Below are 18,529 nucleotides of genomic sequence, written 5' to 3'. Positions count from 1 at the left end.
CAGAATCAGTTCTGAGTGATGGTGGCAACGTTGCTTGCACCAACCTGCTCAATGCTAGCCATATTATATGCACTGTTCTGGCTAACAGTGGCAACATTTTCATAGCCACCCTGTCCAACGTGAGCGGAATGCTCGTAGCCAGTTTGGGCCACAGTAATCAGGTTATCGCCGCCAAAGTCTTGGTGAACTTCTGCCAGGTTCAACTCACCCGCTTGATCAATATCTACGATATTTGCAACACCAGCACTGTAACCATAGGCGTAGTTGCTGTTGCCTGTCTGATCAATATTTGCCAGGTTAGCATCGCCATACTGACCAAAGTCAGCACTATTCATGTCACCGGTTTGTACAAGGTTAGCGGTATTGTCATTGCCAAATTGAGCCATAGCACCAAAGTTATTGGTCTCATTCTGGGTGATATTGGCAACGTTGTTAACACCGGATTGGTAACCGAAAGCAGCGTTAGCATCACCTTGCTGCAGGATAGTCGCAGTGTTGCTGAGGCCGGATTGAGACAGGTCGAGCAGGTTAATATCACCACTCTGCATCAGGTTTGCAGTGTTCTCAGCACCTGACTGAAAAACAGTACCTACGTTGAAGTCACCTACCTGACCACCAACAAAACCATCAAATGAGGAGTACCAGGTGCTGTTCCAAACACCGTTATTGTCTCCAACCTGGGTGCTGACGAAGTAGTTACCGTCACCTTCCTGTTGCAGAACGCCCATGTTGTCGCTGCCGTCTTGATACATGTCGGCATAGTTAAAGTTAGAGTCGGTATACTGATCCAAATGAATCATATTTTCACTACCAAACTGCGCAGCGTAGGCACTATTGTAGGAACCGGTCCACTGGTGGATAGTTCCATTGTTACCTTCCCCATCCTGGTAGGTCAAAGCTTCACTGCCCATTTGGCTGGACTGACTGGTGTAAGCAGCATTACGGTCACCGAGTTGGGTCTGATCAATGTAGTTATCATCAGCATAATCCTGAGCTGCAACAGCTACGTTATCATTACCCTCCTGCCACTGATAGGCAGCATTATTGTTAGCCTCATATACTTGGGATACATTTGCAGAGTTATTTTCGCCGAGCTGAACCTGATCACCGTAGTTATTATCAGCTACAGCCTGACCTGCGCCAGCAATCAAAGCAATAGCAGCAGCAAGTGTAATCTTTTTCATTTATCAATCTCCCTCAGAATAAAATTATAAATACAAGTAAAATAGTGCAATGCCTTAATCGTACTGCACCAGTTGCACCGCATGGTCGTCACCGAACTGCGCGACATAACCAAACAATCCATCACCATTTTGAATAATGTTTGCAGAATTTCCGTAACCAACCTGGCTAATTAAAGCCACATTATCTACGCCATTCTGTATCGCTGTAGCTTGGTTGTAGGCTCCTGACTGCGATATCGCAGCATAATTAGAATCGCCTGTTTGTTGCACCAACGCTGCATTGGAGCCACCCTCCTGGATCAGGACAGCCTGGTTGTAAAGACCAGACTGGGTAACTTCAGCAAGGTTGTAATCACCTACTTGTGAAACCTGGGCCAAGTTACCCGTAATTGAATCTTTTCTTAACAAAAGAAGATCCAGAGCACCCTGCCCAGCAGACAATTCATTGTGGTCATCTAAATCAGAAGCCCAGCACACCGAAAGCGGTAAAACCAGAAACAGAAATAAAATTGCCGTTACTCGTTTAGCTGTAGCAATCACCAACCACCTCTCCAATAAGAACGGTTAACAACTATAAGAAACAACATGGACACTATAGGTAAAAAAAAATATATCTTAAATCAGAAGAAAGATTACATTTAACCGGAAAGAATAAGAAGAATGTAAAACTTTTGTATTAAGGTGGTGATTTAAATCAAAACACACAAAAAATAAAACAGTTCAATTCCATCAAATTACACACACAAGCATGAAAACACATAGATATAATTTAATAAAATTCCATTTCACTAAATTACATATACCCTAAATAAACATACCAATAAATTTATATATCCGCTAAAGATTTATAATATTTTTACTGGTGTCGCAGAATATTCACTGAGGACAGACATAGGGTATTGGCTATTATCTTCCAATGCCCACAAATTAGCATTAACCCCCTGGGATATAAGATGAATTACCGCCGACTCTATCGCAGAAAGAACACATAATTGAGCTGGATCGTTAGTGGTCATCCCAGCCTCTATTTCAAGTAAGCGTTTATATTCCACAAAAGTGTAAACATCACCTTGAACTTGCCTCGACAAGATTTTCTTGCTCGTTAAAACACTACTTAGAACTCGTCCACTTCGGACATCTACCGCACGCAGGTTTACAGTAACCTCATCTACACGATATTGTTCAGAAATACCGATACCGAAGTAACGTGCCCCCGCACCCCCTGTTTTGATGTTTGTATCGTAACCGACTATTCCACCCTCTAACATAATATTGGCTGACATAAGAGAAGGCAGATCGAATACAGGACTGGCAGGATTGTCCTGTTCTTTCAGTGCAGCTCTAATTATTTTCCTTTCGGTTAAGAGGTTTTGTAAACCCTCCCGCTCAAGAGTCACAAACCACCCAGATTCATTCAGAACCTGAACCAGCATAGCTGCAGCCCCTTGAGTCACTGCGGTCGAGAATGAGCTGGAGGGCGCTGGCCGATATTGTCCAGTTTGATCACTAAAACCGTACACTGCTGCAACTATTTTCCCTCTAGGGGCAGGCAAACTGACTAAGTCAGAATAAGTGCTCATTCTATCCGTTAAAGTTGCCTTTTGTTGTCCAGGGCCGAACAACGCCTCCTTAACAGAACTACACCCACTAATACTAAAAACAATAATTAGAATAAATATTCTCGATAACATCGCACCACCCCACAAAACCTAAGCTTGCAAATATAATTTTATTAGTTGCTTGGATTGAGACCTACAACTACAATTTCAGATATTTCACCCGTAACAGCGTCGGTGATGGTTATCGTCAATTCACCATCAATATCAACAATATTTACGATATAGTCATCAGTTACCAAAGTACCATCATTACCATTTCCCACATCTGTCAGCAGCTGTGAGAGCAGACGAGATTCTAGTGTGTCAGTAAATCTATCCAAGGAAGATGAATCAGAGTACGGCGAATCCTTAGCATCAGGATCTTTTTTACTGTTCTGTGCACTAGCATTATTCAGCAAATAATTACCATTAAGAGGATTACCTCCAAACGATGGATTCACAGGTGTGTACACCAGCTCTGTTGCAAACACCGAGCCAGAAAATAATAAAAAAGCCGTTGTAAATAAAAATCTCATTATATTTCATCCCCCGCCAAATCAACATTTTGAGACAAAAGATCCTGCAACCTCTGCTGCCTCACATTATTATTTATTTGCGAAGCAGCCTGCTCGACAATTGCACCAAACTTTCTCCGCCCAGGATAAATGACAGTCTTAAAGACTTGCTTGCTCTCAAAGGTTACCCAAACAACACTGCCCCACCTTGCCGAAGGCCTTTCATGCACGGTCAGGTTGTAGTCGAATCCTGTCAAATTAGTTGTTATATAAATTGATAGCGATCTAGCAAACTCATGACCTATACCGCTTACCGTATTATCAATTACCAATCCAGTAAGCAGGGATTCCTCAGAGCTTTGATCACTTGTTTCTTGAGCGTAACTTTTGTGAACGATACACGAAAGCGCAACTGTTAACACAGTTGCGCACAAAAATAGTGATTTCATAATATTACAAGTTTTGACTGGCCCAACTGCTTGCTTCTAACCGATTCTTACAGCCTATTTTTCTATAGATCTTATATAAATGACTTTTAACGGTGTGCTCACTAACACATAAGGTTTCGGCTATATTTGCATTGGTATTACAGTCACAGATCAACTGTAAAATTTGCCGTTCTCGCTGCGTGAGGTTTGAAGCCTTATCGCACCACTTTTTAGGCTTTCTGTGTTGCCTGAGAAAATTATGGAGAACATCTCTTGGAAACCAGTATTCTCCCGAGAATATCCTACCCAACCTCTCCATAATGACTTTTGCTTCGCACTCGGAGGGTATTAACCCCAGAACTTTTTCCCAATGCAGAACAAAATCAATATCGGCCTTCTGATCGACATTGATTAATACTAAGTTGGGAGGTGTGGGCAGGGAGTGTATCTCCCTCAAAAGATTCTCGAGATCTGAAGAGGATACATCGGCACAATCAAGAAGAAGGTATTCGGCCTTAATACCACTTAGGGATGAAAGTGTCGAGCGCTGAAGGATAGCGCAGGTAGTCTTAAACTCATCTTCAATTCGCCCTGCAAATATTGAGGATTGAAGATTGATGCATGCGGTTAAAAAGGCAACTGTAACCCCTGTTTTTTCTAACTTAGGGCTAACAACCTTTAGCGGTGCATAATCCTTATGCAAATTCATCTGGGTTCCCCCAATGTGCAGTCCTTTTATGTTTCAGCCTGTTACCAGCCTAACTATTTTTTATCAATTTTCCGCGCTCATCTTACGCTGTGAGCTAAATCTATTCGATCAACTCATTAACTGCAACCGGTAGTGATCTAGATATCAAAAATTCAATCTTAAGTGTGCCAACTTGGTTCTCTAATACCATTTTGTAATACAAAGGTATCATGGATTAGTAAACTAAAAAGAAAAATCAACATGCTTTGGTATAGATTTCCTATCGGCAATAGAGCTCTATAAATATCAATTTTTTTGTACTGGTCCACATTATTAATAAATTTATTTTGAATAATTTAAGGTAAAAAAAATTGCTACCAACAATAAGACGACAAACACAAGATGATTCGAGCCTCATCGGAGACAGACTGACAAAATGGTATTCGATAGCAATAAAATATAAATTTCACCTCATTACTTTTAAGCCATATTTGATCGAGTAAAATCACCTGAGAATTCATAGGATCAGGCCCTGCAAATAAAAACGGCAAAATCACGACTTAAAATTAAACAGCTTAAATAGTAATCAGGAAAAGCTTGTTTTATGCTCATATTCGGCTATGCCTGAATTATTCCCCCTAGGGGAATTGGCAAAACCGTACAAGTTAAATTACAGCATCAAATAGAAATCTACATCCTCCAGGGTGAAGTTATGAACAGTGAGATCCACACATCAGATTGCAAAACCAATTATCAGGTTGCCAACCAGCCCTGCCCGCTTTCTGGTCATAACCTCTATATTGCTGATCAGGCGTTAAAGGAAGCCGTACATATTAATGGGGCCCATTGGGCTGAAGATGACCTGGAGCGGTATGGGGAGGTGTGTGGCAGGCCAGAAATGATTGAGCGGGGCTATGCTGCCAATGAATTTAAACCTATCTTCGAAAGTCACGATCGTTCCGGCCACCGCATTGATTTGGTTCGATACCACCCCTCTTATCACCAGCTAATGCAGCTGGCACTTTCAGAAGGTTTACACAGCTCTCCCTGGACCGACCCACGGGCTGCTGCCCATGTGGCCAGAGCTGCAAAAAATTACTTGCACACTCAGCTTGAAGCCGGTCATGGGTGTCCTATCACTATGACCTTCGCCTCAGTACCCACTATCGAGCTAAACCCTGAAATCGCCACTGAATGGATACCCAAAATAACCAGCCGCACTTACGATGGAAGTAATCGCCCATATTTTGAGAAAAACTCATTGACGATCGGTATGGGCATGACCGAAAAACAAGGGGGCTCAGATGTCAGGGCAAATACCACAGCTGCAATTCCCCTCGCCGATGGAACCTATGAATTATTAGGGCACAAATGGTTTATGTCCGCCCCTATGTGCGATGCCTTTTTAATTCTTGCCCAGGCGCCCGGCGGCTTATCCTGCTTCTTGGTTCCAAGATGGAGGCCGGATGGATCGAAGAACCAGCTGGAGATTCAACGCCTGAAGACAAAGTGTGGCAATGTTTCCAATGCTTCTTCAGAAGTTGAAATACGCGGCGCATTGGGCTGGCTAATCGGCGAAGAAGGGCGTGGGGTCAGCGCCATCATCAAGATGGTAGCGATTACACGGTTTGATTGCATGATGGGCTCATCTGCAGGGCAGCGGCAAGCTGTTATCCAGGCAATATACAATGCTAGTGAGCGTAAAGCATTTGGCAAAAAGCTGATTGATCAACCACTGATGCAAAATGTGCTTGCCGACCTGCAATTGGAGGTGGAAGGCTCAATTGCCTTTACCATGCGCATAGCCAGAGCAATGGATCAAGAGGGCAACGAACACGAAAAGATGCTACTCAGACTCGGGGCCGCGGTGGGAAAATACTGGATATGCAAACGCAGTCCTCATCACGCCTATGAGGCTATGGAGTGTCTGGGAGGTAATGGAGCTATTGAAAATTTTATTACGGCACGGCTGTACCGAGATGCTCCGATAAATGCAATCTGGGAGGGCTCAGGGAATATTCAAGCGATGGACGTGTTACGTGCCATCACTAAAACCCCTGCAGTAATTAGCCACTGGTTTGATGAATTAAACATTAGTCGAGGCATAAACACACAATTTGATACGGCAGTCGACAAGTTAAGAAACGACCTTTCCGACCTAAATCAATTTGAATACCGTGCACGTCATATTATTGATCAAATGGCCCTGACCATGCAGGCGCACCTTCTGCTACAGGGGAGTAGCCCTTGTGTAACTGATGCCTTTATCAAATCAAGAATAGGGATTAACGGCACACACAATACTGGAAGCCTACCCACCGGGATTGACATCGCCACTATTCTGGAGCGGGGAGACCCTCTTATAACTTAAGATACGATAACAGCTACTATCGCGCCTATTTCACGCTGATCGCTACCAGGGTATAAGACTTCCATCCCATGATAGTAATTTTCCGGTATCTGACGATGCCAGTTGACTCAAGACATCTACAATACGATTCGCACTTAATTCAGGGGTGTAGAGTTTATCTGGGGGCAAATTAGACTGGAAAGGCTTGGATAGTGAAGTATCTGTCGTACCTGGGTGAATCGCCACCACACAACTTTCCTCCAGTTTCCGCGCCCACTCAATAGACAGGTTCTTAACCAGCATATTTAATGCGGCCTTACTACACCGGTAGCTGTACCAGCCACCGAGCTGGTTATCCGTGATACTTCCCACCTTTGCCGAAAGCGACGCCCACAACAAAGGGCGTCTGCGCTTCAAGAATCCATCCAGTGCGCGCGCTAAATGTAAATGGGAAAGTACGTTGACCTGAATCGACTGCAATAACCAGTGATCATCACATTGCGATAGAGACTTCTCCGGTCCATGGAACTCATCATGTAAAATGCCACAGCAGTTGATTATCCAACCTGGAGGCTCAGAGTGTTCGGCCAAAAAATTTTCAACAATATCGATGGACTCGGCTTGCTCTAAACAAACGGATAAATGGTGTCGCTCACCGACATGGCCAGGAATCATATCAACTGTGATTCGACTCAAGGTCAATAATGTAACTTGAGGATAGCGCCGAATAATTTCGGCGCCAATGGCCTGCGCTATGCCACCGGAAGCACCGGCTATCAACACAGATTGTGGACTTTTGAGCATACCGGCCTCCATGCCGGATTATGGAGTTTTACTATTTTCCTTTCTTTTTCTCTCCAGAAGACTGCACTTTCTCAGCTTTGCCCTTGGAGGCTTCCTTAACGACCCTTAGCATCGGCTCATCAGAGCGGAAAATAAGACCGTGAATTTCTGTCGTATTCTGCCCCTGAAGTAGCTGCTGTAAAAACTGTACTATTTGGGCTGAAATTTCCTGTCCCGGCACAAGGACCGGAATACCTGGCGGATAAGGAACAATTTCATCTGCACTGGTCCGGCCAACCAGGTTCTCAATAGCTTCTGTGCCGTTGTCCATCAGCGGCAATTCTTCTGCTTCCGAAAAATAAGCATCTGCCGGTAAACATGTAAAACGGGTAAATTCTGGCAAACGCCTCGGCGACCCGATATGAATACGCTTGTGAGTATTTCCTGCCAATTGCTTAAGAGCATGAATCAAGCGAAGTAATTTGCTCTCTGTACTACCGAGGGTTACAAGCACAGTAATGGTATTGTAGGTGGTCTTTTCCACCTGGATGCCATACTGATCAAACAATTTAATCTGCATTTCATTGCCAGAGTAACCACTCTTGGAAATATCAATAGTCACCTTGGTGGGATCAAGGCGAATGTTATCACTGGCAAGTGGGTCAGCAATCAAGTCATCACGTGTTAGCGCGCGGAACACACCTGTCTCATTAACGGCATTACGTAAAATTTCCACCATCTTTAGACATTGCTTCAAACGACCATACCCCTCCATCGCCATTTGTTTCCGCGCCACATCTAGGCTCGCAATCATTGCGTACTGAGGACTGGTAGAGGCGTGCATATTCAGGTTTTCGCGAAAACGGAATTCATCAAAGTCCGGGTCTTGCACGTGGATCATACTGGCCTGGGAAAAGGCCGACAGCATTTTGTGGGTGCTTTGGGTCACATAATCTGCCCCACACTCCAGTGCTGTAGGCCGCAACTCGGGATGGAAGAAACCATGGGCAAACCAGGCTTCATCCACCAGCACTTTCACTCCACGCTCATGGGCGTAGTCGATAATTGGCTTAAGGTCGTAACGCAATCCATCATAGGTGCAGGAGGTAATTACCAATAGGCGCGCATCACTGTGCTCATCCAGGGCAGCTTCAATATCCGAACGCTTTACCGGCCCGTAAATTCCAAATTCTGGATGCAGTACAGACTTCAGGTAAACCGGCTCACAGCGATTCATCACAATCGCATGGTGAACTGATTTGTGACACGCTTGGTCAACGATAATTTTTCCGCCACCACCAAGAATTTGCTGAATAACCACTTTATTCGCGGTAGAGGTGCCGTTGGTCAGGAAAAAGGTATGGCGAGCTCCAAAAGCCTGAGCCGCTAGATCCTGCGCCTCCTGAATAACCGAGTGGGGCTCGAGTAAACTATCTAAAACTTGAACAGATACAGACAAGTCTGTATTGAAGATATGTTCACCCATAAAGCGATAAAAATCCCCCACCCAGGGACTATTGCGCAGACTGTCACCACCAGAATGGCCGGGTGTATGCCACGCATCCCGAGCTGAGAATACGTATTCTTTCAGAGTGTCGGCAAAAGGAGTCGAAGCTCTTCGAGCAATAAACGCCTGCACCAAGCGGAACATATGGTTGAAATTGCCCTCACGGCGGTCGAACAACTCATCGAAGCGGCGACGCAAATTTGACAGGGATTTTGAACCGGATTTGCCCGGCTTGGAAGTTGTTCCAGCAAAACCACTGTGGGCTACGAGGAAGATGTTAAGCTGGGAACGCAAAGCGTGAATTCGGTCAGCGAGTTCATCTGCAGCATCCAGCCTCTGCCCATCACTGCCACCATCGACAATGACCGCTTGCAGGGAATCCTCTTCTTTTGCCAACCTCTCAGCATCTGCGGGCATTACGGCTTCAAAATGAAGACCAAAAGGATTGTCGTGTACTGCTGCCGTATTATTGAGAGCGGTAATCCACTCATTGGCCAATTTGCTATCAGAACTGACCAGAGCGACCCGACACTCTAATTCAAGGCTATTTTCGTTTAGGTTGCCCAACTCAGGCATCTTCAATTCCAAACCCATAATTCTTATCCATCAGCATAGCTTGTAGGTGAGTACAACTTGCTGTATCAATTATTCAACTATTTGATTTTATTAACTTTTATAAGGCCCCCGCGAGTTGCGGTGGCTCTGGAATTCCAGGGCAATAAACACCAGGGGGCAAATACTAATGTAGGAGGGAGGGGAATTCTGCGACTACATTGCATTTGGCGATTTTCGCCAAATGTACCCAGGCATACCAGATCTATTGCCAAGGAAGATAATAAAGTTAGAACTTTGCGCTACGCACAATACCATCAAACGTGAGGCAATCCTCGACCCTGTGACGTTGTACCTGGGATAATTGGTGAAGCGGAAAGTAAGCCCATTGGGAATGTTCATCAGAGAGAATATAGTCACCCTCTTTAATGAAATGGGCTCGAAAAATAAAAACATGTGAATTGAAAGCGTTGTGGTAGTAGATGCCACTGAGATACTCTATTCGAACGTCTCGTCCAAGTTCCTCATGGCACTCTCGCACCAATGCCTCATGGGCAGTTTCACCCGGGTCTAATGCTCCGCCAGGCAAGCCCCAGCTACGCTCAGCATAAGTCGCTTTCAGCTGCAGTACTTTTCCGCCAGTATTCGTGATTACTGCATGGGCACTCAAGCGGTAACTATCATCAAAGGCCATGAACAAACCCTGATAACAAGTCAGGTTAAGAAGGGAAAAACGAGAGCCTATTCATTGCGAATACGCCCTCGTCGTTAAGGTTAAAACCCCTGGGCTAATACAAATCCAAATCCTAAAGTTTGCACTGATTCATCATAATCAAGGAGGCTCTCGCCGTAACCATTGAAATAGCGGATATATCCATCGACGCGTTTCCCGAGAGGGAAGCCCCAGGTCAGCTCCACTGCACCACGATTATCTGAGCGCAAATTGTTACGTAACATCAGTGAAACCGTGTGATCTCCATCGCGGTATCGCCCACCTAGTTCAAAATGCCCCAGGTAGTGCTCAATATCCGGATTATCATCATCATCCTTATCTTCAGGAACCCTGTACCAGGGCTTTAGGCTGATTGAATAATTATCCCGCTCAAAAATGAAATTCGCATATATTCTATTCCAGCTACGGGAATAGGGTTCACTGCGCCCATTTGACTGGTGGTTAATCGCTACCTGGTTAGCCACATTATTCCAACCAAATAGGCTCCAGTCATTGAGCCAACTCAGAATCAATTCCGGCTCGTGATTTGTCTCACGAAAGGGAGCGGAGTCATCGGAGTTGTACGCCTGCCAAAAGCTGCGATTTGTATAGGCGACACTCAGTACAGAAGCCTGCCCCAAAAAACCCCGCCAAATAGGCACCTGCACAGAAAGCTGGAATTGAACTTCGACGTTATCCAACTCTTCTGCCTCAGCTAGGCCTTCAATGTCTGCCAGCCCTCCCTCTTCAGGGGCTGGATTGTAGACCATTGGCAGCACGTAGTTAGTTTTATGGGAAGCTAAAGTAAAAGGGTTATTGGCAGCATCCCTGATAGCCTGAGCCCTCCCCCCTAGCAATACTTCATCTGTAGGAAGGTCTTCCTCATACTCGTCGACAATAAAGTCCGCTATCACCGGATCCTCTTCAAGAGTCAGTTCAGCTCTAACTCTTTCAGCGCAGATACGTCGGATTTCCCTTATCGTGACATCGGCATCCGAAACAAGAATTTGCTCGTTCAAGCAGCGCTTATGGTGGGTCTGCAGGTTTTCTCCCGCATCCATAGAAAAAGTTGATTCTGGCGCCTCTTCAGCTAAAGCTGTTGGCAACTGTGCAACTAACCCAACAGAAGAAAGTAATGTGAGCCCGGCAAAAACCCTTCTTCGATAGTAGGACAAAACGCTTTCCCCCAGTCATTTATTGCAATCGTGATGCAAGCTTACACTGGAGAGGATTACAAGTCCCACTACATAATTTTGCGATTATCGTGACAAGACAGCCAATCAGGCTAGAGAAGCTCTAATTTCAGCTTAGATAGAACAGAAAACTAAATAGTGACAGATGCAGAAACAGCATTCTCCATTTAAGCCTATTTGTGTGACCAATAGTGGTTATTAAGTTTCCTCAAGCTAGGCTAAAGTCCTTTTAAGCTCGACGACCACTCCAAGTCCCTCAGCCGAACCTGCCACAGGCGACCAGTACTAGATGGCCAATCATACCCCACCAACAGGCTCCGACTATCAACATAGCAATGGGCATCTCTTTCAGCTTCATCACCCTGGTAAATGTAAGCAATAATATCAGAACCCAGTTCCTGAGCCTTCTGGCTCGAAACATCCCCCGCCATTGATCTTGCCGTGCGATGGCTCACCCTAGGAGAGAGCAACTTACCCCGCTGAGATGGATCGACGATATCAGGGGATACAACTTCCAGGCCATTTTCATGTTGTACCAACCTCGACAAGACAGGCCCCATAAAAACCCGCATCAGTGGAAACAATAGCCGCTCTTCCCCTTCGATATTGAGTTGCTGAGGGCCATTGGGGCCTGTCCAGCTGGCTTGAATATCATCACCTATCGCAGGACTCTTTCCCTCTTCTGGAATTAACTTGTAGTGGGCGCTCACCTCATCAACTTCATCTCGCCAATGCACAACACACTCACTCACTAGCCCCCCTTCCAAAAGAGCAAATACTTCGATACCAAGCCCCTGGTCCCCGACTAAGCGCCGACTGACAAGCGAGCGTCGCCCCTGCTCATCATTCCCTAGCTGCCAACTATCTTGCACAGGCATTTCCCTGCCATCACAACTGTAGTGATAGCGACCCTGAGCCAAAGTTGAATTTAAACGCATCGCAGGTTCCCTCCTTGCTCGCTGTACATCAGACCGGCGGTCCAGTACCCAAAAAGTATTGCACATGGAGGGAGGCTAACCTCGTTTTTTACGCCTCCTTTAGCCAAACACTATGGAGACCGTGGCTAACACAAGGATTTAAAAATAGGAGAAAACTATGAAACAGCTGAAATACCCCCAAAGTGAATGACTTAACCTGAAGTAGTTGAAGAATTTTCCAGCTGGATGCACCAAAAGAGTAAACGTTTTATATAAAGCTCTAGTGAGGTTTATTTAAGGTATCCCCAAAATAGGCTCATCAAAAATTCCAGGTAACTCCTGACCTAGAACCAACTATCAATCATTGGAAAACCTATATCTTCAAAAGTACTTAAAGCCTCTTCTTTTATTCTCATTCACCCAAAAGAAACTTAAGCTATTTAAGCAGAATAACGTCAAGCTGACGCAATAAACATCAAATAATTTTTCCCACGTCACATAAGCACAAAACTCCAGCTATCAGCACAGGATTTCCGGGGGAATGAGCCAAATATATTTGGTAGCCTTTAATTCTTGAGCATGACCAAAGAGTAAACTCTCGAATTTTATCATTATCCATATCACTCATCGAAACCAGTAACTTGCTGGTACAGCAAAGTGAATGGCTTTCATGGCGAGTAAAATTCGACGCAACAGCATGTCAGAAATTTGTTTGAATAGAGGATCGCTAATTCAACTACTAATGCTCTTAGAAGAGCTACGGAGACAATATCTTTAGCTATCCATGATGTTGCTGGAATACAACCATTAGATCCCTATAAATATCGCTTTCTCCTATCAGCTTTCACGCACTAGCGTCACCAAAGTCAAGAAATATGATATTGGTATTTAGGATTCTTAAAACACCCAAAACCCCAAGAAACATTCCCTTCCAAAAAGCTTCTGCGTATCTACTGCTACCACCGTTTGTATGGACATTATTTTTAATATTATCAATCAGTAAAGTCTCAGGGTTACAGACTCAATCAATGGAACTAATAATTGGGGCACATCGCACTTCAGGAGCTACCAATAAAATATCTAACAGTATTGGCCAGCCGTAGCTTTCAGATCACAGCCACAGCCACAGCCACAGCCACAGCCACAGCCACAGCCACAGCTTATTGGAAGATAGCTCCATACAATGACTACAAATTTGAAAAGGTGAACATTAAAGATATCGCTGCCAAAATTCGGCTTGACCGAACTCCTCATCCATGGCGTACGGTTTAAAACCAGTCTTACGGTAAGCAGCCTGCGCAGTGTAATTTTTTTGTAGAACTTCCAAGGTCAACTTACAACATCCCCTATCTTTTGCTTCTTTCTCAAGAAAACCCAGCATAGCCGTACAAACGCCCAAACCTCGTGCAGATTCACTAACAACAACATCGTGAATATTAATAAGAGGCTTACATAAAAAAGTGGAAAAACCAGTAAAACAATTAATAAGACCAACAGCTCTACTATCTCGGTATGCTAAAATACTAAAAGCTCCAGGAAATTCATTTAGTGCCGGCACCAACCCTGTTCGACAATGATCAGAAAGAGCTTCACCACCACCAAATGGATGAAGTGCATACTCTTCCATTAAAGCAATTATGCTTTTTGCATCATGCAAGTCATCATAATTCGCCAAACTAATTTTTAAATCAATATCTACATTACAACCTGACAACACCATATGATTCTCTTTTTACTTTTCCATTAGCTCAACGGTTTTATTGAATGTAATTTAATAACCACTTATACAGCCAACTTATTCACCACACTTATAGATCTCTGATACAGCGTGGACAACAGAGGGTACAATATCGGATTTACTCCGTAACTTCAGCACCCTTCTTTTCCGGTACCGCCTCGATATTGGCTTTTTCATCCATTGGGAAATGCTGTAAATAGCTACGCAAACGCGTCCGTCTTGCAAGCAATTGACGCACTCTCAAGCGATGCCGCCCCACTGAATTCGAGTGCCTGGAAACCCTCTGCCGCCTTCTGGGAATGGCGCTTTTCTTTCTTCCCATGATCTTAGATTCCTTTTTAGACCAGGTTTTAGGCAATAGTCATCTTTTTAGATTAGACCAGATACACTTGGCGCGCACGAACAAAGTCGCTATCCTGCTGACTAATTGTCCAAACGGTCACATCAGGATAGATTCATTGCACCCGCTTAATCATTTAATAGAGAACAACCAACATTGGTCAGAGGCAACTCGCGAAGATAAGCCTGACTTTTTCCTTAAACTGTCTGAGCAGCAGAGCCCTGAATACCTCTGGATTGGCTGCGCTGATAGTCGCGTTCCCGCGAATGAAATTGTCGGCCTATTACCCGGGGAGCTTTTTGTCCACAGAAATGTTGCCAATGTAGTAGTCCACTCAGACCTGAACTGCCTTTCAGTACTGCAGTACGCTGTAGAAATCCTAAAAGTAAAACATATTATTGTCTGTGGTCATTACGGCTGCGGCGGTGTCCAGGCTGCACTTAATAACGAGCAGCTTGGCCTGATCGATAACTGGCTGAGACACATTCAGGATGTCAGGGATAAGCATCACACCTTGATAGATCTTTTCCAGCAACAGCAACGCACAGACTTACTGTGCGAACTCAATGTTCTGGAACAGGTAATACACGTTTGCCAGACCACCATTGTCCGCGATGCCTGGCGTAGGGGCCAGGAACTGACCGTCAATGGGTGGGTATATGGACTCAAGGATGGCCTGGTGCACGATTTGGGTATTTCAATCAAGCACCCGGGGGAAATTGCTGATATTTATCAAAGTGCTCTCAGCAAAATCGCCCAGCGCAGCACGGAATAATACCGCCCAACCACAACTCCTTTCGTTTTTACCACTATAAATGGTAAAGCCCCGGTATTTATTTATCGGGCTCGACCCTGCTTGGTGGAGAAACATGTCGGCATACAGAAAGTGGCAGTGCCAGAACTGCGGCTGGATATACGATGAGTCCAAAGGTTGGCCCGAGGATGGAATTCTTCCCGGTACTCGCTGGGAAGATATACCTGAAGACTGGTACTGCCCGGAGTGTGGTGCAGCCAAACAAGATTTCTCCATGCTGGAGATTGGCGCCGATACCACTCAAGCCAGCTTAGCTAGCAATGATGGCTTCCGGATCTGGGAGTGCATGGTATGTGGCTGGACATACAATGAGGCCGAGGGATATCCACAAGATGGCATTGCTCCTGGTACTCGGTGGGAGGATATTCCCGACGAATGGAATTGCCCTCAATGCGGCGTTAGTAAACAAGAATTTGATATGGTCCTCGTGGGCCTAACCCCCATCGCCCCGTCCCCTTCAGCCAACCAAAAAACAACCACTACAACCTCAGCACTTTTAGTTATTATTGGCACAGGGCTGGCCGGGTATAATCTGGCGCGAGAGTTTCGCAAGCTTACCCCCCAGTCTCCTCTCCTGTTAATCACCGCCGATGATGGAGCTTTTTACTCCAAGCCTTTGCTGTCAGCCTCTTTCTCTCACGGCAAGACTGCACAGCAACTCAGCACTTCCAGTGCCGAAGATATGGCTAGCGAACTCAATGCACAAATTCTGGTTCACACGCGGGTAATACATATAGATCGCCAAAACAAAACTCTGACGATTCAGCAGGATGGTGCAGAGCATGTATCCAAGATTCCCTATGGAAAGCTAGTTCTGGCAACCGGGGCCAAGTGCCGCAAACTTCCCCTCTATGAGGGGGATGCCCAATCACATATCTTTCGCATAAATAATCTCAGAGACTACCACCGTTTTCGCACTGCCGTGGTGGGGCGCAAGCGCATACTACTCCTGGGCGCTGGTTTGATTGGCTGTGAATTTGCCAACGATCTGGTACAGACCGGCTTCGCAGTGGATCTGGTTGACATGGAGCAATGGCCACTGGCGACACTGCTGCCGAAAGTCGCCGGACGCGATCTGCAGAGAGCCCTGGAAGACTATGGCGTTCGCTTCCATGGGGGCTCATCATTAAAGCGTATCGAGAAATTGAGCACCGGTTTCCGGGCCCAGCTGAGTAATGGAGAGCAAATAGAAGCGGATGTCGTTCTCGCCGCACTTGGACTTGAGGCTAACACCGGCTTAGCCTCCATGGCCGGTATAGCCGTGCAAAGAGGTATTGCTGTAGATCGATATCTGCAAACAAGCGATCTCGATATCTACGCCCTGGGGGATTGCGCAGAAATAGACGGCCATCAGTTACTCTTTGTCGCCCCCCTAATCAGCTGTGCGAAGAGTCTCGCACAAACTCTGTCAGGAAATCTGACTCCCGTTTGCTTTGGCGTTATTCCTGTGGCCGTAAAGACAACCCTGCACCCAACTACCGTTTGCCCACCAAGCCCTGATACCAAGGGGACTTGGCAAATCAACAAAGAAGATTCAGGGGTTTGCGCCGAATTTCGCGACGAAAAGGGCAATCTACTCGGTTTTGCCCTTACCGGTGGTGCGATCGCCCTCCGGGAAAGGCTCAGCCAAGAGTGCCAGCCAATTATGAACGACCAGTCAAAAAATAACTGATAATCGTACTTATTTTAATAGCTATTCGAGGTAAAGCGCGCAAACCGTTAACTTTTGCCTTAAAATGGCGGCCCTTCAAAGTTTTGGTACAAGTAGCCTTAGTATGACGACAGAGAAAAGCCGTACGATTTCCCCGTCACCCGAGCAAAGCCGGCTACTGCGGGACACCCTCGGCCACTTTGCTACCGGTGTAACTGTCATTACCACTCAGGATACCAATGGCCAACCTGCCGGCATGACGGCTAACAGCTTTAATTCCGTTTCCCTCGACCCCGCCCTGGTTCTATGGAGTATCGATAAGCAGTCCATGGGCTATAAAGCATTTACCACCCGGGAGCACTTTGCCGTGCATATCCTGCGAGCAGACCAACAACATGTCTCAAACCTATTTGCTGGTCGAGGGGCAGACAAGTTTGGACAGGTCAACTGGTATGAAGGCCCCAATGGTATACCCCGCCTAGAGGAGTGTGCAGCCTATTTCCATTGCCGCCGCGCGCAGTGCATTGATGGTGGAGATCACACAATATTGCTTGGAGAGGTGCTGGAATTTGCCGCTTTTGGTGGTGAACCCCTGGTCTTTCATCAAGGCTGTTATCGTGCATTGGCTGGAGAGTAGCAGCTCACTTTTTGGAGCCTAATCACTACCCAAAGGCTATAAAAATAATTTTTTAATGCCAATTAACCAGTATTTGGCAGAAACTTTGGTGTTGCATTAGTGACCTCGTAATAATTTAAGGGCAGTCTGAAGCAAACCATGAAAATGGACTGATAAGCCATGACTTCAACTACGCTCTTCTGTTTCGCCCACCGGGGCTATCAACAGCGAGCCAGTGAAAACACTCTCCAAGCAATCGGGCATGCGTTGGAACTCAACGTCGGGGGTATCGAAATTGATGTGTGGAATATTGGTGGGCAGCTTCTGGTCAAGCATGACCGGCGACTCGGACGCCTAATCGCGGGCTCTGAACTCATCACTGAAATGCATCCCGATGCCCTGAAAGAGAGGCCTCTCCCTTGCGGGAATAAGGTCCCTACATTAAGGGAAGTCCTGGAACTTGTGGGAAATAGTGCCCAACTCAATATCGAGCTGAAAGGGCCTAACTGTGCAGCCCTTTTCGCGGATGAAATCCACACCTTTACGCAGGATACTGGTGCGAGCTACGAGCAATACATCGTCTCCTCTTTTGATCACCGCCAGTTGTACCAGTGCCTGCAATTAGCTCCTGAGGTTAGGCGGGGAGTTCTGGTTTCCGGTGTTCCCCTCGATCTTGCAGCCTGCTCTGCTCCATTAAAGGCCTATTCATTACATACGAACGTAGATTTTATAAATGCAGATTTAATAGCCGATGCAAAACAGCGCGGGCTTAAGAACTACGTATTTACCGTCAACGACCCCAACGATTTGATACTGTTGGCAGCTCAAGGTATTGATGGGGTTTTCACTGATGAACCTCAAATCGTATCCGATTTTAATGCCCGTGTTGAATTCACAAAAACTGGCACTTAGACGTTGGAGAAGATCCCCTTCACCAATTAAG

At 45.7% G+C, this 18,529-nt stretch carries 18 protein-coding genes; 5 read left to right on the top strand and 13 right to left on the bottom strand.

Features of this window, described 5'->3' with window-relative positions; all coding sequences use genetic code 11:
- Window positions 1-5: 5 nt before the first annotated feature.
- The 6 genes from ACJJIR_RS04125 to ACJJIR_RS04100 all read right to left on the bottom strand — a co-directional run bounded on the left by ACJJIR_RS04125 (window position 6) and on the right by ACJJIR_RS04100 (window position 4,434).
- A complete protein-coding gene (locus tag ACJJIR_RS04125; protein ID WP_444907429.1) occupies window positions 6-1,184 on the bottom strand; it encodes a hypothetical protein in 1,179 nt (392 codons plus the stop codon).
- Between the two features lie 54 nt (window positions 1,185-1,238).
- Window positions 1,239-1,724: a hypothetical protein gene (locus tag ACJJIR_RS04120; protein ID WP_413665886.1), complete on the bottom strand. Its 486-nt coding sequence runs from the start codon at window positions 1,722-1,724 to the stop codon at window positions 1,239-1,241.
- Window positions 1,725-2,029: 305 nt separating this feature from the next.
- The gene (locus tag ACJJIR_RS04115; RefSeq protein ID WP_413663117.1) at window positions 2,030-2,875 is read right to left on the bottom strand and encodes a CsgG/HfaB family protein; all 846 of its coding nucleotides are present in this window, start codon (window positions 2,873-2,875) and stop codon (window positions 2,030-2,032) included.
- A gap of 41 nt (window positions 2,876-2,916) precedes the next feature.
- A complete protein-coding gene (locus ACJJIR_RS04110; protein WP_444907428.1) occupies window positions 2,917-3,318 on the bottom strand; it encodes a curli assembly protein CsgF in 402 nt (133 codons plus the stop codon).
- Complete coding sequence (locus tag ACJJIR_RS04105; protein WP_444907427.1) at window positions 3,318-3,746, bottom strand: CsgE family curli-type amyloid fiber assembly protein; 429 nt, start codon at window positions 3,744-3,746, stop codon at window positions 3,318-3,320. The genes ACJJIR_RS04110 and ACJJIR_RS04105 overlap by 1 nt, the downstream gene beginning before the upstream one ends.
- A 4-nt stretch (window positions 3,747-3,750) precedes the next feature.
- On the bottom strand, window positions 3,751-4,434 hold the full coding sequence (locus tag ACJJIR_RS04100) for a helix-turn-helix transcriptional regulator (protein ID WP_444907426.1): 684 nt from the start codon (window positions 4,432-4,434) through the stop codon (window positions 3,751-3,753).
- A gap of 691 nt (window positions 4,435-5,125) precedes the next feature.
- Between ACJJIR_RS04100 and ACJJIR_RS04095 the strand changes: the two genes are divergently transcribed.
- Complete coding sequence (locus ACJJIR_RS04095; protein ID WP_444907425.1) at window positions 5,126-6,784, top strand: acyl-CoA dehydrogenase family protein; 1,659 nt, start codon at window positions 5,126-5,128, stop codon at window positions 6,782-6,784.
- A 42-nt stretch (window positions 6,785-6,826) separates the two neighbouring features.
- On the opposite strand, the gene ACJJIR_RS04090 is transcribed toward ACJJIR_RS04095, so the two are convergent.
- From ACJJIR_RS04090 to ACJJIR_RS04060, 7 genes are all read right to left on the bottom strand, one after another.
- On the bottom strand, window positions 6,827-7,567 hold the full coding sequence (locus ACJJIR_RS04090) for an SDR family NAD(P)-dependent oxidoreductase (protein ID WP_444907424.1): 741 nt from the start codon (window positions 7,565-7,567) through the stop codon (window positions 6,827-6,829).
- A gap of 31 nt (window positions 7,568-7,598) precedes the next feature.
- Window positions 7,599-9,647, bottom strand: a complete 2,049-nt coding sequence (locus ACJJIR_RS04085) for an aminotransferase class I/II-fold pyridoxal phosphate-dependent enzyme (protein WP_444907423.1) — start codon at window positions 9,645-9,647, stop codon at window positions 7,599-7,601.
- A 247-nt stretch (window positions 9,648-9,894) separates the two neighbouring features.
- Window positions 9,895-10,299 (bottom strand): NUDIX hydrolase, encoded by a 405-nt coding sequence (locus ACJJIR_RS04080; protein ID WP_444907422.1) that lies wholly within the window; start codon window positions 10,297-10,299, stop codon window positions 9,895-9,897.
- An 80-nt stretch (window positions 10,300-10,379) separates the two neighbouring features.
- Window positions 10,380-11,492 carry a phospholipase A gene (locus ACJJIR_RS04075; RefSeq protein WP_413663125.1) on the bottom strand — a complete coding sequence of 371 codons (1,113 nt, stop codon included), beginning with the start codon at window positions 11,490-11,492 and terminating at the stop codon, window positions 10,380-10,382.
- Window positions 11,493-11,728: 236 nt separating this feature from the next.
- Window positions 11,729-12,448, bottom strand: coding sequence for a hypothetical protein (locus ACJJIR_RS04070; protein WP_444907421.1), 720 nt, complete (start codon window positions 12,446-12,448; stop codon window positions 11,729-11,731).
- 1,189 nt (window positions 12,449-13,637) lie between these two features.
- On the bottom strand, window positions 13,638-14,147 hold the full coding sequence (locus tag ACJJIR_RS04065) for a GNAT family N-acetyltransferase (protein WP_444907420.1): 510 nt from the start codon (window positions 14,145-14,147) through the stop codon (window positions 13,638-13,640).
- A gap of 136 nt (window positions 14,148-14,283) precedes the next feature.
- A complete protein-coding gene (locus ACJJIR_RS04060) occupies window positions 14,284-14,487 on the bottom strand; it encodes a hypothetical protein (protein WP_413663128.1) in 204 nt (67 codons plus the stop codon).
- A gap of 136 nt (window positions 14,488-14,623) precedes the next feature.
- Here ACJJIR_RS04060 and can point away from each other — a divergent pair, with 136 nt between their 5' ends.
- The 4 genes from can to ACJJIR_RS04040 all read left to right on the top strand — a co-directional run bounded on the left by can (window position 14,624) and on the right by ACJJIR_RS04040 (window position 18,498).
- On the top strand, window positions 14,624-15,280 hold the full coding sequence (gene can, locus ACJJIR_RS04055) for a carbonate dehydratase (protein ID WP_413663129.1): 657 nt from the start codon (window positions 14,624-14,626) through the stop codon (window positions 15,278-15,280).
- Window positions 15,281-15,374: 94 nt separating this feature from the next.
- Window positions 15,375-16,991 (top strand): FAD-dependent oxidoreductase, encoded by a 1,617-nt coding sequence (locus tag ACJJIR_RS04050; protein WP_444907419.1) that lies wholly within the window; start codon window positions 15,375-15,377, stop codon window positions 16,989-16,991.
- Window positions 16,992-17,094: 103 nt separating this feature from the next.
- Window positions 17,095-17,607 (top strand): flavin reductase family protein, encoded by a 513-nt coding sequence (locus ACJJIR_RS04045; RefSeq protein WP_413663130.1) that lies wholly within the window; start codon window positions 17,095-17,097, stop codon window positions 17,605-17,607.
- 159 nt (window positions 17,608-17,766) lie between these two features.
- Window positions 17,767-18,498: a glycerophosphodiester phosphodiesterase gene (locus ACJJIR_RS04040; RefSeq protein WP_413663131.1), complete on the top strand. Its 732-nt coding sequence runs from the start codon at window positions 17,767-17,769 to the stop codon at window positions 18,496-18,498.
- Window positions 18,499-18,529: the final 31 nt, after the last annotated feature.

Source organism: Microbulbifer maximicatervae (SeqCode) (assembly GCF_052467385.1).
This window is presented reverse-complemented; position numbering and strand designations above follow the sequence as displayed.